This window comes from Mailhella sp. (genome assembly GCF_057866825.1).
In genome coordinates, this window is the sequence record NZ_DBMAHT010000028.1 from 1 (window position 1) to 22739 (window position 22739).

General features: G+C 61.4%; 17 protein-coding genes. 5 read left to right on the forward strand and 12 right to left on the reverse strand.

Annotated elements, in window-relative coordinates:
* Window positions 1–58: 58 nt before the first annotated feature.
* The 3 genes from ACZM96_RS04575 to ACZM96_RS04585 all read right to left on the reverse strand — a co-directional run bounded on the left by ACZM96_RS04575 (window position 59) and on the right by ACZM96_RS04585 (window position 5085).
* Window positions 59–1696 carry a glutamate synthase-related protein gene (locus tag ACZM96_RS04575; RefSeq protein ID WP_294488840.1) on the reverse strand — a complete coding sequence of 546 codons (1638 nt, stop codon included), beginning with the start codon at window positions 1694–1696 and terminating at the stop codon, window positions 59–61.
* Window positions 1684–2790 carry a class II glutamine amidotransferase domain-containing protein gene (locus ACZM96_RS04580; RefSeq protein ID WP_489487668.1) on the reverse strand — a complete coding sequence of 369 codons (1107 nt, stop codon included), beginning with the start codon at window positions 2788–2790 and terminating at the stop codon, window positions 1684–1686. The genes ACZM96_RS04575 and ACZM96_RS04580 overlap by 13 nt, the downstream gene beginning before the upstream one ends.
* Before the next feature lie 180 nt (window positions 2791–2970).
* A complete protein-coding gene (locus ACZM96_RS04585) occupies window positions 2971–5085 on the reverse strand; it encodes a glutamine synthetase III family protein (protein ID WP_489487669.1) in 2115 nt (704 codons plus the stop codon).
* A 1308-nt stretch (window positions 5086–6393) separates the two neighbouring features.
* Here ACZM96_RS04585 and ACZM96_RS04590 point away from each other — a divergent pair.
* Entirely contained in the window at window positions 6394–6720 is a 327-nt protein-coding gene (locus tag ACZM96_RS04590) for a glycine zipper domain-containing protein (RefSeq protein WP_294488829.1), read from the forward strand.
* A 621-nt stretch (window positions 6721–7341) separates the two neighbouring features.
* On the opposite strand, the gene ACZM96_RS04595 is transcribed toward ACZM96_RS04590, so the two are convergent.
* From ACZM96_RS04595 to ACZM96_RS04630, 8 genes are all read right to left on the reverse strand, one after another.
* Window positions 7342–9222 carry an aryl-sulfate sulfotransferase gene (locus ACZM96_RS04595; protein WP_489487671.1) on the reverse strand — a complete coding sequence of 627 codons (1881 nt, stop codon included), beginning with the start codon at window positions 9220–9222 and terminating at the stop codon, window positions 7342–7344.
* A gap of 48 nt (window positions 9223–9270) precedes the next feature.
* Window positions 9271–9582, reverse strand: coding sequence for a thioredoxin family protein (locus ACZM96_RS04600; protein WP_489487672.1), 312 nt, complete (start codon window positions 9580–9582; stop codon window positions 9271–9273).
* A 61-nt stretch (window positions 9583–9643) separates the two neighbouring features.
* Window positions 9644–10570, reverse strand: a complete 927-nt coding sequence (locus ACZM96_RS04605; protein ID WP_489487674.1) for an NAD(P)/FAD-dependent oxidoreductase — start codon at window positions 10568–10570, stop codon at window positions 9644–9646.
* Window positions 10571–10658: 88 nt separating this feature from the next.
* A complete protein-coding gene (locus ACZM96_RS04610) occupies window positions 10659–12191 on the reverse strand; it encodes an SLC13 family permease (protein ID WP_489487676.1) in 1533 nt (510 codons plus the stop codon).
* 1283 nt (window positions 12192–13474) lie between these two features.
* Window positions 13475–14251, reverse strand: a complete 777-nt coding sequence (locus ACZM96_RS04615; protein ID WP_489487677.1) for a Crp/Fnr family transcriptional regulator — start codon at window positions 14249–14251, stop codon at window positions 13475–13477.
* 185 nt (window positions 14252–14436) lie between these two features.
* The gene (locus tag ACZM96_RS04620) at window positions 14437–15843 is read right to left on the reverse strand and encodes an alanine/glycine:cation symporter family protein (protein ID WP_489487678.1); all 1407 of its coding nucleotides are present in this window, start codon (window positions 15841–15843) and stop codon (window positions 14437–14439) included.
* A 150-nt stretch (window positions 15844–15993) separates the two neighbouring features.
* On the reverse strand, window positions 15994–16407 hold the full coding sequence (locus tag ACZM96_RS04625; RefSeq protein WP_489487679.1) for an EamA family transporter: 414 nt from the start codon (window positions 16405–16407) through the stop codon (window positions 15994–15996).
* Window positions 16408–16494: 87 nt separating this feature from the next.
* Window positions 16495–18390 (reverse strand): LTA synthase family protein, encoded by a 1896-nt coding sequence (locus ACZM96_RS04630; protein ID WP_489487680.1) that lies wholly within the window; start codon window positions 18388–18390, stop codon window positions 16495–16497.
* A gap of 412 nt (window positions 18391–18802) precedes the next feature.
* Here ACZM96_RS04630 and ACZM96_RS04635 point away from each other — a divergent pair, with 412 nt between their 5' ends.
* The 4 genes from ACZM96_RS04635 (at window position 18803) to ACZM96_RS04650 (ending at window position 22107) form a co-directional block, all read left to right on the forward strand.
* A complete protein-coding gene (locus ACZM96_RS04635) occupies window positions 18803–19495 on the forward strand; it encodes a response regulator transcription factor (protein ID WP_346666054.1) in 693 nt (230 codons plus the stop codon).
* Entirely contained in the window at window positions 19492–20568 is a 1077-nt protein-coding gene (locus ACZM96_RS04640) for a sensor histidine kinase (protein WP_489487682.1), read from the forward strand. The genes ACZM96_RS04635 and ACZM96_RS04640 overlap by 4 nt, the downstream gene beginning before the upstream one ends.
* On the forward strand, window positions 20565–21281 hold the full coding sequence (locus tag ACZM96_RS04645) for a phosphatase PAP2 family protein (protein WP_489487683.1): 717 nt from the start codon (window positions 20565–20567) through the stop codon (window positions 21279–21281). The genes ACZM96_RS04640 and ACZM96_RS04645 overlap by 4 nt, the downstream gene beginning before the upstream one ends.
* Window positions 21282–21360: 79 nt before the next feature.
* Window positions 21361–22107 carry a flavodoxin domain-containing protein gene (locus ACZM96_RS04650; protein ID WP_489487684.1) on the forward strand — a complete coding sequence of 249 codons (747 nt, stop codon included), beginning with the start codon at window positions 21361–21363 and terminating at the stop codon, window positions 22105–22107.
* Between the two features lie 321 nt (window positions 22108–22428).
* Here ACZM96_RS04650 and ACZM96_RS04655 read toward each other — a convergent pair.
* The coding region (locus tag ACZM96_RS04655; RefSeq protein WP_489487685.1) for a hypothetical protein at window positions 22429–22739 on the reverse strand (311 nt) is incomplete at its 5' end.

The window sequence follows — 22739 nt, forward strand, 5'->3', positions numbered from 1 at the left end:
TTCTATGATGAGGTTCCGGGGTGAAATGCCGGGGAAATGGCGTCTGCGGCCGAGCGCGTCAGCATGCGTAGGCTATGCCGAGCTTTTCCGCCACGGCGTGGTCGGTGGCGACCAGGGCGTCGGAGCGGCCCACGGGCAGGGAACTGTTGCCGATGGGGGCCATGAGCTTGCGCATTTCGCTGTCGAAGGCGAGCACGTAGTCCACAATGGCCTGTGCCCCTCTGTCCACATCGAGGCGCGCCACGAGGCGCGGATCCTGCGAACAGATGCCGTTGGGGCACAGACCCGTGGAACAGTTGTTGCAGCGGCCGTTCTCGTTGCCCACGCATCCGAGCAGCTGGATGAGGAGCTTGCCGATGAACACGCCGTTGGCGCCGAGGCAGATCATCTTGAAGGCGTCGGCAGCCGCGTTGCCGGTGAGGCCCACGCCGCCGCCGGCCCAGAGCGGAATCTGACCCTGCAGACCCTGACGCACGGCGGCGAGGTAGCAGTCGCGCAGCTTGGACACCACGGGATGGCCGGTGTGATCGAGGGAAACCTCGTTGGCCGCGCCGGTGCCGCCCTGAATGCCGTCGATGAAGAAGCCGCCGCAGATGCGGTAGGGGTCGCGCAGAAGGTTGTTGTACACGGAAACCGAGGTGGCCGAGGCCGCGCACTTGATGGCCACGGGCACGCGGAATCCGAAGGCCGCGTTGAGGGAAAGGTGCATCTTCTGCACCGATTCCTCGATGGAGTAGAGGCCCTGATGGTTCGGCGGCGAATGCAGGGTGGACTTGGGCACGCCGCGGATGGCCTGAATGTGCGGAGCCACCTTGGAGGCGGGCAGCAGGCCGCCGTCGCCGGGCTTGGCGCCCTGACCGATCTTGATGAGCACGCCGGCGGGATCCACCTTCATGCGGGGCAGCGCCTTGACGATGCGGTCCCAGCCGAAGTGGCCGGACGCAATCTGGATGATGAAATACTTGAGCTTGTCGGACTCCATGAGCTTGACGGGCATGCCGCCTTCGCCGGAGCTCATGCGCACGGGCAGTCCGCATTCCTCATTGAGGTAGGCGGCGGCCATGGCAATGGCTTCCCAGGCGCGGGTGGAGAGCGCGCCGATGGACATGTCGCTGAAGATGAGCGGATAAATCCAGTTCACGGGCGGGGTGTGACCGGTCTTCACGAGCTTGCCGTCGCGCACCTGCAGTTCGGTGGCGAGGTCGCGGGAAGGCAGCACGCGGCCCAGCGGAGCGCGCATGTCGAAGGTGTGACGCTCGGAGTCGAGGGCTGGGTCGGTCATCTGGCTGATGCGGCCCACCACGATGGCGTCGAGGGTGCGCTGCGTGTTCAGGTTGGTGCGTCCGCCGCGGCGGATGGGGCCGTTCACGCGGGCGATCACCGGAATGCGCTGATCGGGGTTGCGTTCGGGATGAATGGCGTCGTTGGGGCAGACCTTGGCGCAGAAGCCGCAGCCCACGCACAGATGGGCGAGGTCGGTCTTCTGGCGGATGACGGGCCTTGCAAGATGCTTCTTTTCCGGATCGGGCCAGGGTTTTTCCGAAACCGTGAGGTCCTGACGCATCATGCGGACTTCGATGGCGTTCTGCATGCACTGGGCCACGCAGCTGCCGCACATGGTGCAGCGGGTGGGATCGTAGCGGATGATCCAGCGCAGATCGTCCGTGCAGTTGTCGAGAGCCTTTACTGTTTGCATATGCGCACCCTCAGGTCGTTGTCGACGACGATGGTTTCCCTCTCGCCGGGATAAATGTCTGTGGAAACGTCGCGGTCGGGCATGATGGCGTTGAGACCGCACACTTCGGAGGAGATGGCGAGCATGTCCTTGGTGCGGCCGACCACCACGGGACGCAGTTTCTTGGAGTCGCAGCAGGTCATCATGCGGCCGTCGGGAAGCATGGCGATGATGGCGTTCGGCCCGTTGATTTCAAGATGGGCGAGCGTCTCGCGGATGATGCGCAGCACTTCCGCGTCTTCGCGCTTGTCGATTTCGGCGAAGGGCAGGGGCGTGATGACGTGCTTGTAGTATTCAATGGGCCACTTGAGCTCGTGCAGCACGTAGTGAAGGCTGTAGAGCAGGCACTGCGAGTCGGATTCAAAGCCGGTGTAGCCGCGGTGCAGCGACTTCTGAAATTCCCTGTTCTTGGTGTAGAAGGTGTTTTCGCCGTTGGCGCAGAGGGTGTAGCCCTGAAGGAAGAACGGATGGGCCGCGTAGCGCACGATGTCGTAGTTGGTGTTCTGGCGGCACTGGGTGACGATGTTCCTCGCGAGCAGGGGGCAGGAATCGTCCCAGAGGCGGAAATAGGTGGCGATGTTGCGCGGATCGCCTATTTCCTTGAGGGTGAGGGTGTCGGGCCAGAAGGAATAGACGAAGCCTTCATTGTCCTTTTCCAGCATGGCGCGCAGGGCGAGGCGGGTGTCGAGCAGAAGAGCGGACTTTTCCTCGTCGCTGCTGTAGCGGTAGTGCGGCGGATAGTCGTACACGCGGAAGAGGTAGCGTTCCATGGGGCGGATATCCAGCCCGGGACGCGCGTCGTACTTGGGAGTCCAGCTGAAAAGCAGGGAGAAATGATGCTCGGCCATGTAGTCGTCCACGGCGCGCATGCCTTCACGGGAGCAGGCCGCAGAGAGCAGAGGCCTGTCTTTCCATTCGGCGAAGGGCCCGGCCAGGTCCTGCATGACCATGGCGAAGCCGGAGTTGTCATGCCCTTCCTGCTGGGGCAGCATGAGTTCGAGCGCCTTGCGCGGCCCGATGGGCGTTAAGCTCTTTATCGACCCTATTCTGCACATGTTGTTGTCCTCAATATCCCTGGCCGTCTGCCGGAACGATAACGGCCTGCGATGCGTATTTGTACTGCGCCATCCGCTTGAGAGGGGCAGACCATGCTGTGTGGCCTGCCCCTGCGGAATGGTTCTTTTTGAGAGAGACGGGAGAGGCGCGGAAGCCTGTCCGCTTCCGCGGCCTTCCTATCAATGGGTCCACATAAGTTCGGCGTAGCTGGGCATGGGCCAGTCGGAACCGGCCATGATGGATTCCAGCTTGTCGGCATAGGTGCGGCATTCGTTCATGGCGGGGAGAACCTCGTCGCGGGCGATGATCGCAGCCTTTTCCGCCTCGGCGGTACCGGCGAGCACCATGCGCTTTTCGTCAAGCTTGCGCAGGGCGAGCATGAGGCTCTCGGTGGAGGAGGCGAGCATGTCGAGGTATTCGGTTTCCGCGGCGGGAGCCTTGCCCATGGCGGTGCGGGTGCGGTTCAGCATTTCGGCGGCGGCGCTCTGCGCCTTCATGGCCGCGGGAACGATGAGCGTGCGGCCCATGCGGCTGGCCGTGGCGGCTTCGATGCCGATGGTCTTGGCGTAGTTCTCGAACAGAATCTCCTGGCGGGAGAGGCATTCGCGTTCGGTGAGAATGCCCTGGCTGGAGAAGGTGGAGAGCACGTCGGGATCGCTGTAGTGTTCGAGGGCTTCCACGGTGTTGGCGTAGTTGGGCAGTCCGCGCTTCGCGGCTTCCACGGGCCATTCTTCGGTGTAGCCGTTGCCGTTGAACACGATGGGGGCATGTTCGGTGAACAGGTCGGTGAGCAGGCTCTGCACGGCGCTGTTCAGATCCTTGCCGGAAGCGACGTCGGCTTCGAGGCGGTCGGCGATGTCTTCCAGGGCGCAGGCCACGGCCGCGTTGATGGCGATGTTGGCCGGAGCGATGGACTGCGAGGAACCCACGGCGCGGAATTCAAACTTGTTGCCCGTAAAGGCAAAGGGGCTGGTTCTGTTGCGGTCGGAGTAGTCGCAGGGCATGGGAGGCAGCACGTCCACGCCGATGTTCAGCGTAGGCTTGGCCTTCTTGGTGCAGGAGCCGTCGCCGGTGAAGGAACGGACCACTTCGGCCAGCTGATCGCCGAGGTACACGGAGATGATGGCCGGCGGCGCTTCGTTGGCGCCGAGTCTGTGATCGTTGCCGGCGCCGATGGTGCCGAGACGCAGCACGGCGGAGTGCTTGTGCACGGCGCGCAGCACGGCGGCGAGGAAGACCAGGAACTGAGCATTGTCCTGCGGGGTGTCGCCGGGCTTGAGCAGGTTGTTGCCTTCGGAGTCGGAAAGCGACCAGTTGTTGTGCTTGCCGGAACCGTTCACGCCTTCAAAGGGCTTTTCGTGCAGCAGGCACATGAAGCCGTGGCGGGGCGCGATGTGGCGCATGAGGTTCATGACCAGCATGTTGTGGTCGGTGGCGATGTTCACCTTTTCATAGAGAGGCGCAAGCTCGAACTGGGCGGGAGCCACTTCGTTGTGACGGGTCTGGGCGGGAATGCCGAGACGGTACAGCGTGTGTTCAAGGTCTTCCATGAAGGCCATGACGCGGGAGGGAATGGCGCCGAAATAGTGGTCTTCCATTTCCTGGCCCTTGGGGGTGGTGGCGCCGTACAGGGTACGGCCGGTCATGATGAGGTCGGGACGCTTGGCGGCAAGGGCCTTGTCCACGAGGAAGTATTCCTGTTCCGGGCCGACCTGAGCGTCGACATGGGTGGCGCGGGTGTTGCCGAACAGACGCAGAATGCGTAGCGCCTGACGGGACACGGCGGAAGCGGAACGCAGCAGCGGAACCTTGCGGTCAAGCGCTTCGCCCGTGTAGGAATAGAACATGGTGGGAATGTGCAGCGTGTGACCGATGAGGAAGACCGGAGAGGTGGGATCCCAGGCGGTGTAGCCGCGGGCCTCGAAGGTGGAACGCAGACCGCCGGAAGGGAAGCTGGAAGCGTCGGGCTCGCCGGAGAGCAGGGTCTTGCCCGAGAAGGAGCTGATCATCTTGCCGTCAACGGGCTGGAGGAAGGCGTCGTGCTTTTCCGCGGTGAGCCCGGTGAGGGGATGGAACCAGTGAGTGTAATGCGTGGCGCCGCGGGAAACGGCCCAGTCCTTCATAGCGTTGGCCACGGTGCCGGCGATGGCGGGATCGAGGCGGGTGCCGTTGAGGATGGTCTGTTCGAGGTTCACATACACGTCGTGGGGCAGATGCCGGCACATGGTGTCGAGAGTGAACACGTCACAGCCGAAATATTCGTCGTCATGCCTTTGCGGGGTAGAACTTGACATGTTTGTTAACTCCTTATGGAAAGGCTTCATTGCTTTTTCTGCCACTCTTAAAGCAAGAAGCGTGCCAAGTTTGATAAATTTTATTTAACATATTGAAAATAAAAGAATTAAAAATTTTCATCCCAATTTGCAGCTATGAGGAAAATGTCATTTTCAACCAAAAAGTAGAAAAATATCCTGGTTAAAATTGAACAAAAATGTAACACTTTTCAGGAATGTTCCATTAAAAGCATGAAATTTCCATGAGTTAGTACAGAAAATGAAAAAATCTACATTTTAGTGGATTTAAGGCGAACCATTCTGATGCCGCCGCAGAACACCGGGGGAAGAAGGAGATTTTTCTACATTAAAGTAGAAAAATTTTCCGCTTTTGTTGTCGCATCTCTTCGGTTTTCGCCCGGAACAAGGAAGAGTTTTTTGCAAAATAATTTGTTAATCTATTGATAATAAAGGAGAATATAGAAGTCCGCCATCAGGGACGACAGAAATGTTTCCTTCTCTGCGGCCGGAACAGAAAAAGGACGGCCCGGCGGCCGGGCCGTGGGCGCAGACGGGAGAGAGGGGGCGTTGACGGAGAGGGAAGGGCATGCGGGCCGTGATCCACGGAAAGGGGCAAAAAAGGGACAGGCCGCAGCCTGCGCTGCCTGGTGAGGACAGGAAGGGCGGGCCGTCTCATGACGGAAACGGGAGGGGCCGGAGCAGGGCGGAGGCGCGAAGCGGGCAGCCTGACGGGACGGGGAAGCGATGCCGGGCAGGCGAGGGCGCGACGTCGAGAACCCGGCGGAAGGGGGAACAGACCGGAGCAGGGGCAGAACGTGAAGCCGACACTTTGATGGCAGGAGGGAACGCGTTGGAGCTGCATGGCCCCATAGCGGGAGCAGAGAAGGCGGCGAGGAACATGCGTCCCCCGTTTTGGAGCTTCGGCTGTGGGAAACTTTTCCCGGTGCGTCGGGAAAGGCATGCGCTCCTTCATCTTTTAATGTTGCCGTTCGGCGATATTGCAGGCGGGAAGCGAAGCCGTTGCCGGTAGAGCTGGCATGATGGCGGACAAAGGGGCGCGTCTTCTGGACGGGGAATGGAGTTCGGCAGGGCGGAGCGTCGTCGATGCGCTCCTGTTTTTATCCCGCAGTTTCTTCTCTCTGCTGTTTCTGCGGGAAACGCCTTTTCACCTCCGGCGACGGAGCGTGATGGATGGCGGCAACGCGGCGCATTCTTTGATAATATGTGTGGGGGGAGAGATAAGGAATCCTTGCTGAACGTTTCTTTTTCTCGTACCATGCAGCCAGACCATGAATTCGAGGTGTCGCCATGACTGTTCGCTGTCCGCGCTGCAAGAGTTCCGATGTGTGCAAGGATAACCGCTACCGGGTGCTCGGCACCACGGCGGGCGGGGTAGGCGGCGCTGCGGCCGGAGTGTCGGGCATCAGTGCCGGAGCGGCGGCCGGGGCCGCCATTGGTTCCGTGTTCCCGGTGATAGGCTCGGCCATCGGCGCGCTTGCCGGGGGACTTGTGGGAGCCGTGACCGGCGGCGTTTCGGGGGCGGCGCTCGGCAACAGGGCCGGACATGCCATGGACAACAAATACAATCGACATCTGTACCGCTGCCGCAAGTGCGGCAAGCTCTTTGCCGTGTAGCGGCGGCCTTGCGCGGGCGACCCGCCCGGCGTCAAAGATTCCCTGCCGGGATGTTCAGAGAGGTTCCGTTTTCCCCGGAGCCTCTTTTTTATGGATGTGCCCCCAAAAAAAGAAACCATTCGGAGGCCCGGCAAGCCGTTGCGCCCGGCCCATCGCCGCGGCTCCTGCCGACAGCCACCATTGCTCCAATCCGCTTTTCGCCCCCCCTGATGAAAGTTTTCGGAAAGAGGATGGGGGCGCGGGGGGAAGGAGAAAAGCCCTTTTTCAAAAGGGTTTCATTTCTCGGTCACCATCTCTCCCCTCTCTCTTTTTTCTTTTCCCGCATCTCACCCACAGCAGAACCATTCGGAGGCCCGGCAAGCCGTTGTGCCCGGCCCATCGCTGCGGGCTTCTGCCGACAGCCACCATTGCTCCAATCCGCTTTTCGTCCCTCTGATAAAAGTTTTCGGAAAAGAGGATGGGGGGTGCGGGGGGAAGGAGAAAAGCCCTTTTTCAAAAGGGTTTTCTCCTTCCCCCCGCTCATCCTCCCCTTCTTCCTTAAAAAAGAGCTGCGCCGAGGGGGAAAGTGAGGGCTCGGCGCAGCGGGGGGTGCCGCGGGTGCGGCAGTCCTTTTACAATGGGTTAGCAGAAGAGGGAGACGCCGGTCTGGTACTTGGTGTCTTCGACGAGGATCTTGATGTCGTACTTGCCGGAGAGGCCTTCCTTGCTGATGTTCTGCTTGATGACGCGGTCGTCTTCTTCAAGGTAGGCGCCGGAGCACATGGCGAGGTGGTAGGAAGCGGCGGTGTTGATGAAGTAGCCGCGGGTTTCCTTTTCGCCTTCGAGCAGCACCATGACCAGGGAGCCGCGGGCGAAGCGGCCGTGGAAGACGATGCGGTCTTCATCTTCCTCGATGTTGACCTGATGCCAGGAGTCGATGACTTCGTTGGATTCGGGCACGTCGGGGATGGTGTCGAAGGTGGGGGTCACGTCGAGGTGGCCGAGGAGCTTGCCCTCGCCGAAGGCGGCGTTGTCGCCGTCGTGGTAGGGGAAGAGCTTTTCAGCGCGGTAGAAGTTGCCGTCCACTTCCATGGAGTACATGACCACGCCGTCCTTCTGTTCCACGGTCTTGGCGCAGATGTCGGTGCCGGGTTCCTTCTTGGGATTGATGAAGGCGCCGAGCTTGTCGGAAGCGTAGCCGTCCTTCCAGCCGATGCCGCCGGAATGGATGAGGTAGTGGCCTTCGTCGTAGTATTCCACGTTGCAGATGTAGGGCGAGAAGAAGCTCTGGCCGAGTTCCTTGCCGTACTGCCACACCTGTTCGATTTCCATCTTGTCGGTGTCGATGCGGTAGCGCACGCCGCGGGAGAAGTTGTCGCGGTTGCGGATGTAGCGTTCCTTCACCTTGGAGCGGTACTGACCGTTGTCGAAGCACATGATGTCGCCGTCGGGGCAGACCACGCAGGCGTGCTGTTCATACTGCCAGTCGAAGTTTTCCACGTCGCCCACGGGCTTGAAGAAGTACTTCTGCATGTCTTCGGGCCAGGTTTCGGGGTCGCCGATGATCCAGTTGAGCTTGCTGGTTTCGTAGTCGAAGTTGACGATGGCGTCCTGATGGCGGCCGGAAATGGTGATGGTCTTGTTCTTGTCGTTGTACCACAGGGCGTTGTTGTGGAACCAGTCGTGGGCGTCCTGGGAGCCGGAACCGGCCACGTTCTGGGGCAGGAAGGTCTTGTAGTCCCAGGTGCGGAGCACTTCGCCGGTTTCGCGGTCGAGCAGGGCGATCATGTCTTCGACGGTGCTCGAGGTGAAGTCCTGGGTGAGGGCAAGGATGTTGCCGTCGGGCATTTCAAAGTGATCGTGGTGATAGTTGCCCGGCATGCGGAATTCCTTGTAGATCTTGCCGAGCAGGTTCAGTTCGATGAGGCCGGTGGAGCAGTAGGGCATGTGGCAGAAGCGGTGGGAGCCGGTCATGATGTTGCCGTTCTTCACGCGCTTGATGTCGAACATGGTGTTTTCGGTGAGCAGCCAGCGGATGTCGCCCATGTAGTCGTAGGCGGTGGGGAGGTTCTTGCCGGCCGGGGTGAGAAACATGAAGTTGTTGCCGAAGTAGTCCATGGACGTGTTGATGTTGCGGCAGCGGCACACGTCTTCGGGCAGGGGCTGGGACTGGATGGAGAAGGTGTTCTTTTCGCCGGTGGAGAGTTCCACGGTCACGCGGGTGGCCACGCCTTCGTAGAGGCCGATGACCGGAATGAAGTGATCGGTGCCTTCGGGGAAGGTGTGAACGATGTTTTCACGGTCGTTGCGCTTGCCGTGAATGGTCATGGTGGCGGAGGCGGGCTTTTCGCTCTTGAAGAGGATCAGCGCGCAGAGCGGATTGATGAAGTAGGGGTTGACCAGAACATGGGCGTTTTCGAGCGTGGGCTTTTCCGCTTCAAAAGCGGCAAGGAATTCCTTCTCGGCGCGATTCTGGCGAGTGATGAGGTGATCGTTGTAGGTGTGCGTCACTTTGCTGCTCATGGCTGGACTCCTTTCAGCGTTCTACGTGTGGATATATGAGAGTGGGGGTTAGGCTTTGAGCTTGGATATTTCCTGAATGATGGCGGGCTTCTGCTTCAGGCCTTCGAGGCGGGAGACTTCTGCGCCGTCCTTCATGAAGAGCATGGTGGGGAAGCCCTTCACGCCGCAGCGTTCCTTGAGGTCCTGATTGGCGTCGAAGTCCACGGTGAAGATGCGGAAGTCGGGATCGTTCTTGTCGATGTCCTTGAGCACGAAGGAAAGCATTTTGCAGGGGCCGCAGGTCTTGGAATAAAATTCCACCAGCATGACGCCGGACTTGTCCATGCTGTCGTAGGCGGCGGTGTCGATTTCTTTGATCATGGGGAAGTCTCCTTGGAAAAATGAGTGTTGCGGAACAAGGTTCCGACCGGGGAAAAGAGGACTAACCTCTCAGCTTTTCAACGTATTTGGAGGCGGAATTCGCAGCCACGGCGCCGTCGCCGCAGGCGGTGGCCACCTGACGCAGGCCCTTCACGATGATGTCGCCGGCGGCGAAGATGCCGGGGCGGGAGGTGGCCATGGAGGCGTCGGTTATGATGCAGCCGGTTCTGTCGAGAATGCCGAGGTCGGCGCAGAAGGAGGCCGTGGGTTCGAGGCCGATGTATTCAAACACGCCGTCGCAGGACACGGTGCGTTCGGTGGCGTCTTCCTTCGTGGACTTGAAGCGCACGCCTTCGAGCTTGTCGTCGCCCAGAAATTCGAGCACGTCCTGATAGGGATAGATGGTCACGTTGGGCATGGCGCGCAGCTTGTCGCAGGCCATGGGATCGGCGGTGAGGTCGAACATGGTCACGATGGTGAGCTTGTTCACGATGCCGGCGAGGTAGATGGATTCCTCCACGGCGGAGTTGCCGCCGCCGATGACCACGACGTCCTTGCCGCGATACTGGGCGCCGTCGCAGATGGCGCACCAGCTGATGCCGGCGCCGGTGTGCTTGTCTTCGCCGGGAATGTGCAGGCGGCGGGGCCTCGTGCCGGTTGCGATGATGACGGCGGAGGCTTCATACACGGTGTCGTCTTCGAGGCAGACCACCTTTTTCACGTCGTCCTCGTCCACGATGGCGGTCACGGTCTTGTAGTCGAATTCCGCGCCGACTTCCTGGGAGTGTTCAAACATCTTGATGGCGAGCTCGGCGCCGTTGATGGTGCCGAAGCCGGTGTAGTTGGCGATTTCGTTGGTGTTGATGATCTGTCCGCCGGGGGCGAGCTTGTCGAGCACCAGCGTTTTCATGTTGGCGCGCACGGCATAGATGGAGGCCGTAAGACCGGCGGGGCCGCCGCCCACGATGATGACGTCGTACTTGTTCATGCGAAGGACTCCTTTGTTGCGGTCGCGATCCCTGGAGGGATTGCGGGAAGCGTTCTGGTTGAGCCGGAAGAGTTCGGCGGAAGGCAGGTTATCCGAAGATGAGCATGGCGAGCGGAATGCCCACCACGATGATGACGCCGGCAATGAGCAGGGAGGCGGTCACGCTGTAGGTGACGATTTCCTTCGGGGAGAGCCACTGCGTGTTGCCGAAGAGCATGGCTGCAAAGGGCGAGGCTGCGGGGGTGCAGGCGGCGATGAGTACGGCGTAGATGAAGCAGGCCATGAGGGGACCGGCGTTCATGCCGAAGGCGTTGCACATGGCGAGCAGCACGGGGGTGAGCACGAGGCCGAGCACCACGGAGTTGCAGAAGTTGGTGCAGGTGATGCCGAGCAGAATGACGGCGATGCACAGGGCCACGTAGCCGAAGCCGGAGAGGGCGCCGCGCAGGACGTATTCCATGAAGATGGTCACGTTGGTGCCCTTGCCGGTCATGGCGTCGCCGAGGAGCATGGCCACGGCGATGAGCAGGAAGATGCGCCAGGGATAGACGGTTGCGGTGTCGCTCACGTCGGCGATGGGCTTGCCGCGCAGGTGGACGAAGCCCACGATGAACAGGGCGACGAGGGGGGCAAGCATGGAGTTTTTGGCGAGGAAGGCGCCGACGACGTTGTCCTTGCCGATGATGCCGGGCAGCAGAATCCAGAAGGCGAAGAGGGCGAAGGCGATGAGCACGCCGATCTGATAGCCGGTCATGGGCGGCAGGGGTTCCTTGCGCAGCACTTCGGGATCAAGCTTGAGCAGGGGGGAGACGTCCACGCGGAAGATGAAGCGCATGGCGAAGAGGAGGCCGGCGATGGAGATGAGGGAAACGACGAGGGCGAAGCAGAAGTAGGAGGCGGCGGGCAGATCCGGAACGTTCAGGCCGGGATTGTTGGCAGCCATGCTCCAGATGTTGCCGAGCAGCAGGAAGGCGCCGGTCTTGAAGGGATCGGAGGCGAAGGAGAGCAGCGACATGATGATGATGTACACCAGCATGATGGCAACGTACTTGTCGCCGCGCTTGAAGCCCACCTGATTGAAGATGGTGTACATGACGGGCCAGATGAGGAAGCAGATGGAAGTCTGTTCAAAGAAGGCGAGGAAGTAGGTGGCGAGCAGGATGACGCCGGTGAAGGTCCAGGGGCGGCCTATGATGAAGTCGCGGCGGAGAATCCACTGGGCGAGCCAGGCGGAAACGTTGCTCTTGATGAGGGCGGTGGCAAAGTAGAGGGTGAAGAAGATCATGACCACCATGGGATTGCCGAGGAAGGAATTGAGCACCTTGGGAGCGGGGGTGAAGCCGCTGAAGGCGAGCATGAGCACACCGAGGAAGCAGGGCCAGAGGGTGTCGACGAAGGTCCAGAGATAGACGACGCCGAGGAAGATCATGGCGTTAACCATGCCCATGCGGGTGATGGTGATGACGGCGTTTCCGTCGACCACGGGGAATCCTGCCGCAACGAGGGCGTCGTTGACGGGAACGGTCATGGAGGGGCAGGGCAGCACGTAGCCGAGGAACATGATGCCGATGCCGATGACGGTGTTGATGATGGTGGAAAGAGGAAGTTTCTTTGACGACATGCTTACCTCCAGTGACGGAGAAGGAAAGAGTGGCCCCTTCGTGAGGCAAAACACGGTGTTCGAGAAACAGGGAGATTCCCGCACCGCTACTTCTGCGGATGTTGCTTAAGATAGGGGGATGGCGGATAAAATAAACAAGTCTAAACTAGCTTTTGAATATTTTTTCTTTTTCTTTCCTGTGTCGGCGCGGATACGTTGAGAAGAGGGGGCGTTCAGAAGTCGGGTCTTGTATAATTAAATATGTAATTTCAAAGTATTGAGTATTGAATTGTGCGGAGAAAAAAGGGGCGGAAGCGCGCTTTTTGGGGCGGGAGGACAACGAGATTCCGGCCTTGTTTTCGAGAAAATTCGGAAAAAATATGCAGTTTGGAAGCATTCGGCGGGGGCGCGGAAAGTGAGTTCGGAGAGGGGGAAACATGTCTTGTGAATTAAAATTCAATTGCACTCAAAAAGGGGCGGAGAGGCGTGAAAAAGCAGTGATTTTTGGAGGGAGAGGTCAGGTGGAGACGCCGGAAGACGGCGGCCTGCGGGCGGCTGGGAACCCGGACGCGGAGTCTGAGAGACGTGATGCGGTCTGCTTTGCCGGGCGCGTGAAGGAAGGAGCGAGAAGAAAAAGGAAAAGCGCGACGCGGGGAGTGAAGACAGGGAACGAGTCGCGGGGGCGGAGATTTTGGGCTGTTGCAGGAGGGCGAAACACAGGGCGCGAAGCGCGTGGGGCGCCGGGGCGAAGAGCGGGGAAGTGCCGCGCCGAAGCGCGAAGCTGAGGGAAGGAAGGGAAGGCGAAGGGCGGGGGAACGAGTCGAGGAGCGTGAAGCGCGGGGGAAGCGCAGCCCGGAAGGCGCGCGAAGACCGGAAGGCGCAGGGAACGGGCGGCGGGAGAACGTGGGGGCAGAATGCACGCCGGTGTATTCGCCGATGGGAAATCGTGGGGGAAGGCGGCGCGCGCCGTGGCGTGAGGGAGTGAGGTCTGCGCGGGGAGGGACGGACGCCTTCGGGCCGCGCACATGCTCTGCGCGGCGGCCTGCCTCAGAGGAACAAGCCCATTTTTGGGGGGAATGTGCGGAAGCCGGAGAGCGCGCCGTCGTCCCGGGGCTCTGCAAAAAACTCCGTTCCGGCCCGTCAGGCAAAGCGCAGGCATCCGGCACAGCCGGGCGCCAAGGGGCGCGGGCGGCATGCGGGAGCAGCGTGGCCGCAGGAGCGAAAAGATCCCCGGCGTGCGGGAAGTTCAGCGGGCGCGTAATTCACGTGGCGGCCCGTCTCAAAGGCGAAACGCCCCCGGGCGCTCAGCGGTGCGCGACGTCATGTTCCGGCAGAAGCTCGGTGCGGTAGGAAAGCTGGCTGACCTGCGAGGAGAGCTTGACGAGCTCCTGCGGATCCTTCACGAACGTCGTGCCGTGTTCCTTGACGAGAATGCCCGCCTTGCGCAGGGAGTGGAAGATTTTCGTCACGGTCATCACGTGCATGGAAAGGTGGCCCGCAATTTCCGTGTGGGTGAGGTAGCGGGGCAGGGCGTGGGGCGGATCCTTTTCCATGGACACGGAGAGCAGGCGGCAGACCCGCACGATGGCGGGCAGGGTGCAGTTGTTCACCGACTGCACGATGATCTTCATGAGATTGCCGGCAAGGCCGCGAATGAGCAGGGTGTGCAGCGGCTCTTCGTGCATGTGCTGCATGAACTCGCGCTGTTCGGTGCAGACGAGTCGGCAGGGCGTTTTGGCGCACATGGCGAGCGATTCGTTGTAGAGCAGAAAGTCGAAGGCGTCGTGAGGAATGCCGTAGGCGTGATTGACGGAGGGAATGAAGCTGAGCAGATCGCCGGGGCGGAAGTAGATGAGGGAATGATGTCCGCCCGTGGCCGAAAGCGCGGTGAGCGTGATCGTGCCTTCAAGCAGAAAGTACACCTTGTTCTCCGGGAGCTTTGCGCCGCGGGAAACGGCGATTTCCCGACTGAAGCGGAGCAGATGTTTCCGGCAGGTTTCCAGATCGGGAAGGCCCGTCCTGTCTTTGGCGTCGAAGGTTGAGCCGAAGGGGCTTGACGCCGCGCGGGTTAAATTCGTCAAGGAGTCGCTCTTCATGGTACATGCCCTCTGCGCATGCGGCGCATGGATTTTTTGACAATAAATGATGCGAAAAAAATATTTCAAGGCCGGGGCCGCTGTCAATCCGTTTCCCGGGCGGGGCGGCGCGGGGAAAAAACAGGCGACCCCGTCGGGCCGCCTGCCGGAAAGAGGAAAGGAAGGGGCGTCTAGTCGTTGTTCCAGGCTTCGATGCCGCGGCGGTCGATGAGCTTTTCGGGATGGAACACGGGGTCGGCCACGCCGGCCTTCTTCTGATCCTGATAGTCCTTGAGCGCGAGGAAGGCGTTGCGTCCGAGCAGGGCGATGGCCACAAGGTTCACGATGGCCATGAGCGCCATGAAGAGGTCGGCGAGGTTCCACACGAAGGGCAGTTCGGCCACGGAGCCGAAGGCCACCATGGCGACCACCAGAATGCGGAACGCCAGCAGATAGACGGGCTTCGTGCTGAAGAACTGAATGTTGCTTTCGCCGTAGTAGTAGTTGCCCGCAATGGAACTGAAGGCGAACATGAACACCATGACGGAGAGCAGAACGCCCGCAAAGCCGCCCAGATGCTGGGCAAGGGCGAGCTGCACGAGCTCGATGCCGGTTTTGCCCGAGTCGGCATAGCCGTCGAAGAGCAGCACGATGCAGGCCGAGGCCGTACACACGAGCAGGGTATCCACGAACACGCCGAGGGCCTGCACGAGTCCCTGCTTGACGGGATGGGAGACAAAGGCCGTGGCCGCGGCGTTGGGCACGGAGCCCATGCCGGCTTCGTTGGAGAAGAGTCCGCGCTTTGCGCCGGTGAGAATGGCCGCGCCTATGCCGCCCACGGCGGCGTCGGGGGAGAAGGCCTGGGAGATGATGGCCGCGAACATGGCCGGAATGTGGGTGATGTTCATGACCACGATGACGAGCGCAAGCAGCAGATAGAGAGTGGCCATGATGGGCACGAGCCAGCTGCTGAGATGGGCGATGCGCTGGAGTCCGCCGAAGATGACGACGGCCGAGAGCACGGTGAGAAAGAGTCCGACGATGCTTCTGTCCACGCCGAAGGTGGTGTTCAGGGAAATGGCGATGGTGTTGGACTGCACGGAGTTGAAGCAGAGGCCGAAGGTCACGGAAATGAGCACGGCGAAGAGGGCCGCGGCCTTGCGGCTGCCGAGGCAGTTGCGGATATAGTAGGCCGGGCCGCCGCGGAAGCCGAAGGTTTTCGGATCGCGCACCTTGTAGATCTGGGCGAGGGTGCTTTCGGTAAAGCCGGAGGCCGCGCCGATGACGGCGATGACCCACATCCAGAAGATGGCGCCCGGCCCGCCGGTCATGATGGCGATGGCGATGCCTGCGATGTTGCCCACGCCCACGCGCGAGGCCGTGCTGATGCAGAAGGCCTGAAAGGAGCTGATGTGGGCGTGGCCGCCGTCATGACTTGTGCCTTCCTTGAGCAGGCGGATCATTTCCCGGAACAGGCGCAGCTGCACGAAGCCGGTGCGCAGGGAGAACCAGAGCCCCAGGGCTATGAGCATGACGACAAGAACGTAGGACCACAGAATATCGTTGGCAAAGGCGACTATGTTTTCAAGAAACTCCATGCGCAGGCCTCTTTTTTAAGGTTTGTGATGAAGATAATCCCTCCGATAGTTTACGACGAGCGGGAAAAAGTCAACCTTCCCCTGCCGTCCGGGGCTTCTGCGCCTTTGCCGCGCTTTTTTTCAAGGGCGATTCTTCGGCGTTTTCACCGGCTAGAAGGCCATGACGAGCGAGCCTGCGGCAATGAGCGCGCCGCCCACGGCAACCTTCAGGGTAAGTTGTTCGTGCAGAAAGATCACGGCCATGATGATCGTGAAAATGATGCTGGTCTTGTCGATGGGAGCCACCTTGGAGACATCGCCTATCTGCAGGGCCTTGAAGTAGCAGAGCCATGAAGCGCCGGTGGCAAGGCCGGAGAGCACGAGAAACACCCATGTTTTCGTGCTGATTTCGGCAAGGCTCACTTTGGCCCCGGTGAGATGGACCATGCCTATGGCCATGAAGAACACCACCAGCGTGCGGATGGCGGTGCCGAGATTGGAATCCACGCCCTCGATGCCCACCTTGGCCAGAATGGACGTGAGAGCCGCGAACACGGCGGAGAGAAGCGCAAGAATGAGCCACATGTTTCGAGAAGTCCTTTGCATGATGATGAAACCATAAAAAAAGGGCCGGAGGTCCGGCCCGCAGATGGGTATCGATGCCGCGGCGCGTCAGCGCAGCACGGCTTCTTCCTTCAGCCTCCCGCTGTTGAAAAGATCGTGGGCGGTCTGATAGTCGGCCACGGCTGCGGCCACGAGGTCGTCGGCTCTGTCGCCTTCGATGGGAGCCCCCGGCTCGGCGGAAAACGTCCATGCGCTGGCGGCGGGCTTTTGCAGAGGTTCCAGGGCGACCAGGGAATCCGGGGTGAGTCTGCCGAGCGCCTGATAGGTGCTTATCCAGGCCCGGCCGTTTTCCGGCTTCGTGCGGAGCACGCTGCGACCGAAGAATCCCGAGCGGTACGACCAGCCCAGAATGTCGAACAGCGTAGGTGCTATATCGGCCTGACTGCACAGCGTGTCAATAGCTGCGGGAGCGATGCGGCCGGGGCAGTAGAAGAGCGCCGGAATGTGATAGCGGTCGGGGGGCAGATCGGTGTGCCCGGCGGCGCTGGAGGTGTGGTCGCCGGAAATGATGAACACGGTGTTGCGGAACCACGGCCGCATCGACGCCTGACGGAAGAATTCGCCGATGGCGTAGTCGGTGTAGGCCACCGCGCCCTTGCGGCTGGAGCCGGAAGGAATGCTCACCTTGCCGTCGGGATAGGTGAAGGGGCGATGATTGGAGGTGGTGAGCACGAACTGATAGAACGGACGGTGCTGCCGGAAGTTTTCGTCGGCGTCGCGCAGGGCGGCGCGGAAGAGGTCTTCGTCGCACACGCCCCAGGCGTTGGTGAAGGTGATTTCTTCGCCGGGAATGTCGGAACGGTCCACGATGCGGAATCCGTTGCCGGAGAAGAAGGCGTTCATGTTGTCGAAGTAGCCGAAGCCGCCGTATACGAAGGCGGTGTCGTAGCCCTTTTCGCGGAACACGGTGCCCACGGAAAAGAGTTCTTCGCAGTTCGGGCGGCGCACGATGGAGGAGCCGGGCGTGGGCGGAAGCGACAGGGTGAGCGCCTCGATGCCCCGCACGGTGCGGGTTCCCGTGGCCATGAGCCGGGTGAACTGCAAGCTCTGTTCGGCGATGGCGTTGATGTGGGGGGTGTTTTCTCCGAGCAGATTGCTGCCCAGGCTCTCCACGACTATCTGAATGACGTTGGGCTTCCATTCGGGGCGCTGCGCGTCAACGTCCCGCCGCCAGTCGCGGCCGTCGGAAACAAGGCGCGTGCCGTCTTCCGCAAGTTCATTGCGAAGCGCGGCAAAGGCGCGTTCCTTGTCGATGACGGGGTAGAAGGCGCGGTAGTCGAGGGCGTTGTTGCGGTAGGCGGAAAACAGCGACCACACGCCGTTGGCGGAGAGTTCCTTTTCCACCCTGTCCTGCGGGGCGAGGGGCGAGTAGAGGAACGCGGCGCAGGTCATGACGAAGCAGACGGCGAAAAGTTTGGGCGAGCGCGGCGCGGGCGTGGCGGCACGGCGCCAGAACGGCAGCAGAAGCAGCGCGGAAACGATGGCGGCCGAGGCGGCAATGGCGGCGAGCAGCGGAATGAGCAGATAGGATTCCGCAATGTTCTTCACCACTTCCGTGGTGTACACGAGGTAGTCCACGGCAATGAAGTTGAAGCGGCTGGAAAATTCGTCCCAGAACAGGGTTTCGGCCATGGCTCCGAAGAGGAAGGCGCAGGCGTACAGCCAGAACACGACGGAGGCGATGAGGCGTCCGGCGCGTCCGCCCCAGAGGCGCTTTTTCAGCAGCAGGACAATCATGAGCGGCAGGGCGAGCAGAAAATAGGGGAACAGATCGTTGACGGCTCCCCGGAAATAGATGCCCGCCGCCGTGGACCAGTCGAAGGAACTTTGCAGCGTGCGGTGTGCCATGACGAGCAGCACGGTTCTGACTACGGCGTTGACGGCGAGCCAGAGCAGAAGCAGCAGGCCGAGAAAGCAGCCTCGGGCGTTTCTGGAACGGATCATGGAAGACTCTCCTTCGGATAAACAGTGGCACGACTATAAAGTCAAACGGCGTCGAGTACATCCGATCCGGTGTAACAAAGCGTAACGTTGCGGGGAATATTCCGGCGGCGTCAATAAATTATACGAGCTGCACGGCATATGAGGCACGCATGCATTGTAAATGATCCCTCAATATCGGGAAATGTAACGGAGTGTAACAGTGAACGGTCTGTTTTTCCGCAGGCGGTGATAAAATTTTTACGTTCGTTTTTTTCGGCAGTGTAACGAAGCGTAACAGAACGGATTCCCTCGTTGCCGTTGTGCCGCATGGGATGGTACAGGAAAGACTGAGGAACGGAAGGCGTGTTCGTCCGTTTTTCGGTCGGTCCGGGCCAGCGTCCGGAAGGCTGTTTCATGCAGGTTGGGGGAAATCATGATTCAACTGCTCATTATTGATGACGACAAGGAACTCTGTCATCTGCTCGAAGATTATTTTCAGCCGGAAGACATCGCCTGCCGTTTTGCCTACGACGGCAGGGCGGGACTCTCTTCCATGCGGGAGTCCAGGCCCGATCTGGTCATTCTCGACGTCATGCTGCCGGAGCGCAACGGCTTCGAGGTGCTGCGCGCCATGCGCAGGGATCCGAAGCTGGTGAAGCTTCCGGTCATCATGCTCACGGCCCGCGGCGACGCCGGCGACATGGTGCGGGGGCTCGATCTCGGCGCGGACGATTATCTGCCCAAGCCCTTCAATCCGCGCGAGCTTCTTTCCCGCATCCGCGCGGTGCTGCGCCGCTCCCGGCCCGAGCCCGGCGAGGGCGGCGGCGATCTGCGCCTCGACGACGGAGCCATGAAGGCCTGGAAGGGCGATGAAGAGGTGTCGCTGAGCGGTCAGGAATACCGTGTGCTGCGGGCGCTGCTCGCCTCGCCCGGCAAGGTGGTTTCGCGCGACGAGCTCAGCCGTTCGGTGTTCGGGCGCGACGCCATGCCCATGGAACGCGGTCTCGACATGCAGATAAGCCGCGTGCGCCGCAAGCTCGGCCCGTATCCCGACGGTTCGGAGCGCATACGCAGCATTCGCGGCGCAGGCTACATGTACGTTATTCACAAGGAAGACAGAACATGAACATTCGTCGCGGCCGACTTGCCGATTTCTGGACCTCGCAGCCTCTGTTCCGCAAAATTTATGTGTACGGCATACTGTTCATAGGTTCGTTCGCCATGCTCGGCGAGTTCGGCGAGTATCTGGCCGGCGACATACTGCAGAGCGAAGGGCAGGGCTTTTCCTCCACGCAGGAAGTGATTCTCTGGGTGGTGTTCACGTTCATCGTGGCGGCGCTCGAAGCCTATGTGCTCATCAGTTTTCTCAAGCGCGTCATCGGACATTTCACGTCGGTGATCCATCGGCTTGCCTCCGGCGATCAGTCGGCGCGCATCGGGCCGGAAATGGCGTCGAGAAACGACGAGCTCGGGCTGCTCGCCCGGGCGTTCAACACCATGGCCGAGCAGCGCGCGCAGGAAAGCGCCCGGGAAAAGGAACTGCTCGCCGCGGTGTCGCACGAGCTGCGTTCGCCGCTGACGCGCCTTTCGGTATCCGTGGAGCTTCTGCGGCGCGAGAACGTGCCTTCGGAGTTTCTGGACAGGCTCAGTCTGGAGACGGAACGCATGGAAGCGCTCATCGGCAGCATTCTGGAATACTCCCGCATGGAGGCGGGCGTGCAGAGCTTCGGGGAGCTGGACATGGCGGCGCTCGTGCGCGACGTGGCGGACGACGTGCGCTTTGAAGGCAGCGTGCGCGGCTGCGAGGTGGAGGAGCATCTGCCGGAGAGCCTGCATTTGTACGGCAACGGCGAGATGCTGCGTCATGCCGTGGAAAACGTGCTGCGCAACGCGCTGCGCTACACGCCGGACGACGGGCGGATCGTCGTTTCCATGAGCGCGGAGCACGGCGTCTGCCGTCTTTGCGTGGCGGACAGGGGGCCGGGCGTGCCGGAAAGCGCGCTGGATCAGATATTTCGTCCGTTCTTCCGCGTGGACGCCTCGCGTCAGCGGGCGAGCGGGGGTGCGGGCATGGGGCTTTCCATTTCCGAGAGCGCGGTGCGCGCGCATCATGGCCACATATGGGCGAAAAACAGAAGCGGGGGCGGTCTGACCGTCACCATGGAACTGCCGCTTGAGCGGCCGCAGGAAACGGTATGACCCGCAGACAGGCGCTGTGGCAGAGCGCGGCGTGTCTCGCGCTCATTGCTGCAACGGTGCTCCTGGAAAGCCGCACCGACATCGACATGACCATTCAGCGTCTCTGGTACGACGCGGCGCACGGCTCGTGGCTCATCGACGCCGAAACGCATCGGGCGTGGCGATGGCTGTTTTACGACGGCATGAAGCGGGCGGTGGCGCTGATAGGCGTGTGTTCCACGGTGCTTTTCTGCGCGGGCTTCGTCTGCGGCCGCCGGGCGTGGATGCGCGTCGGCCTGCTGATGGCGCTCTCGTGCGCGGCCACGCCGCTGCTCGTGTCCACGCTCAAGGCCGTGACCGGCATGTACTGCCCGCGACAGCTTGAGGAGTTCGGCGGGCATGCGGTGTATCGTCGCCTGTTGTCGATGTTTTCCGGCCCTTCCGGCGGCAGGTGCTTTCCCGGCGGGCACGCGTCCGGGGGCTTTGCCCTCACGATGGCGTTTTTCTGCTGCTCCGGCCGCAGCGCTCGGGCGGCGGCTCTGGCGCTGACTCTGGGAGTCGGCTGGACCATGGGGCTTTATCAGATGCTGCGCGGGGAGCATTTTCTCTCCCACACCGTCGTGAGCATGCTGCTGGCCTGGCAGATGAACATTCTGCTGGTGCTTTTTGTGGACGGGGTGCTTTTGCCGGCGCTGGCGCGTCGGGCGGCAGGGCGAAGGCGCGGAAGCCCTTGAAAGAGCGGTCGCGCTCGGCTAGCCTGAAGGAAGCGCCGTCGTTTTTGGTCCGGCGTTCTTTGCAACATCAGGAGCTGTCATGAAAAAGGTGACCCTTGTTTATTTTTCTCCCACCGGCAATACCAGAAAGAGTGTTGAAGCCATGGCCGCGGCGCTCGGCGGCGCGGCGGAGGTGCTGGACGTGACCACGCAGCCTGCGCCTGCGCGTCGTTTCGGCCGCGACGAGGTGGTGATCATGGGCGCGCCCGTGTACGCGGGGCGCATTCCTGCGGTGGCGCGGGAGAGGCTGGCGGGGCTGAGCGCCGACGGCGCAACCTGCCTTGTGGCGGTGACCTACGGCAACAGGCACTACGACGACGCGCTGCTTGAGCTGGCGGATCTGGCCGCGGCGCAGGGCTTTGCCGTGGCCGGCGCTGCCGCGCTGGTCGGACGCCACACCTTCGGCGAGATTCAGACGGATCGGCCCGACGCGGCCGATCTTGCCGCAGACGCGGCGTTTGCCGTGCGCGCTCTCTCGCGCGGCGAAAACGCCCCGGCTCCGGCCATTCCCGGAAACAGGCCCTACCGCGAGGGCGGCAGCGGCGGCAAGTTCCGTCCGCTCACGTCCGACGCGTGCGTGCACTGCGGGTTGTGCGTGAAGGAATGCCCGGTTCACGCCATTGCCGACGACTGCGTCACCATTGCCGATACCTGCCTTTCCTGCTTCCGCTGCATCCGCCGCTGCCCGAAGGGCGCAAAGAACATGGATACCGAAGCCTACCGTTCCTTTGCCGCGGCCTTCAGCGAAAAGCTGAAGAACCGTCGGGAAAACGAATACTACTGCTAGCGCCGTTTTTTGAAGCGATTCGGCGCGGCGCCGATGAAAAAAGCCCCCGAAAAGGGGGCTTTTCTTTTGCCTGAGATGGCGGGGCGAGTGTTGCCGGCCGTGTTTCGTGCCGTTGTTGCACGCCCCTCTTTGCGCTGTGCGGGGAGGGGCGAAGCGAGGGGCCGTCGAGGGGCCCGGCATGTCACGCGGGGCGAGTTTTGCTCGGTGCGCCGGGAAGGAGACGTGTTGCGCGCGGCTCGCCGGGAGCGGGCGAAAAGGGTGAAAACGCCTCACCGCCGCGACGCGCGTCGGCTCCCCGGGCCGGAGCCGGTTCGGCGCAGGCTACTTCTTGTCCACGATGAAGAGCTGCATGTAGTGGTTGCGGCTGGTCTGCACGAGCAGGCGTTCCTCCACGTTGAGCTGCCCCTGCTCGATGACGGCAGGGGGCGTCGTGTCGGTGTCGAGCAGAAGAAAACGCGATTCCGGCACGTCGCCGAGCGAGGCGATTCTTGTGGTGTCCCGGCCTATTTCCCATTCTTCCGTAGGACTGAAGTTGTCGAAGGAGTAGCAGGGCAGGCCGTTCAGGCGCGGCAGCGTGCGCAGTTCTTCCAGCGAGCAGGTGGGCGCAACCTTCTGCACCACGGGACGCGTCG

Coding starts and splice junctions, on each gene's coding strand:
- ACZM96_RS04575 (WP_294488840.1), bottom strand. CDS start 1,696: ATGCAAACAGTAAAGGCTCTCGACAACTGCACGGACGATCTGCGCTGG.
- ACZM96_RS04580 (WP_489487668.1), bottom strand. CDS start 2,790: ATGTGCAGAATAGGGTCGATAAAGAGCTTAACGCCCATCGGGCCGCGC.
- ACZM96_RS04585 (WP_489487669.1), bottom strand. CDS start 5,085: ATGTCAAGTTCTACCCCGCAAAGGCATGACGACGAATATTTCGGCTGT.
- ACZM96_RS04590 (WP_294488829.1), top strand. CDS start 6,394: ATGACTGTTCGCTGTCCGCGCTGCAAGAGTTCCGATGTGTGCAAGGAT.
- ACZM96_RS04595 (WP_489487671.1), bottom strand. CDS start 9,222: ATGAGCAGCAAAGTGACGCACACCTACAACGATCACCTCATCACTCGC.
- ACZM96_RS04600 (WP_489487672.1), bottom strand. CDS start 9,582: ATGATCAAAGAAATCGACACCGCCGCCTACGACAGCATGGACAAGTCC.
- ACZM96_RS04605 (WP_489487674.1), bottom strand. CDS start 10,570: ATGAACAAGTACGACGTCATCATCGTGGGCGGCGGCCCCGCCGGTCTT.
- ACZM96_RS04610 (WP_489487676.1), bottom strand. CDS start 12,191: ATGTCGTCAAAGAAACTTCCTCTTTCCACCATCATCAACACCGTCATC.
- ACZM96_RS04620 (WP_489487678.1), bottom strand. CDS start 15,843: ATGGAGTTTCTTGAAAACATAGTCGCCTTTGCCAACGATATTCTGTGG.
- ACZM96_RS04625 (WP_489487679.1), bottom strand. CDS start 16,407: ATGTGGCTCATTCTTGCGCTTCTCTCCGCCGTGTTCGCGGCTCTCACG.
- ACZM96_RS04630 (WP_489487680.1), bottom strand. CDS start 18,390: ATGATCCGTTCCAGAAACGCCCGAGGCTGCTTTCTCGGCCTGCTGCTT.
- ACZM96_RS04635 (WP_346666054.1), top strand. CDS start 18,803: ATGATTCAACTGCTCATTATTGATGACGACAAGGAACTCTGTCATCTG.
- ACZM96_RS04640 (WP_489487682.1), top strand. CDS start 19,492: ATGAACATTCGTCGCGGCCGACTTGCCGATTTCTGGACCTCGCAGCCT.
- ACZM96_RS04645 (WP_489487683.1), top strand. CDS start 20,565: ATGACCCGCAGACAGGCGCTGTGGCAGAGCGCGGCGTGTCTCGCGCTC.
- ACZM96_RS04650 (WP_489487684.1), top strand. CDS start 21,361: ATGAAAAAGGTGACCCTTGTTTATTTTTCTCCCACCGGCAATACCAGA.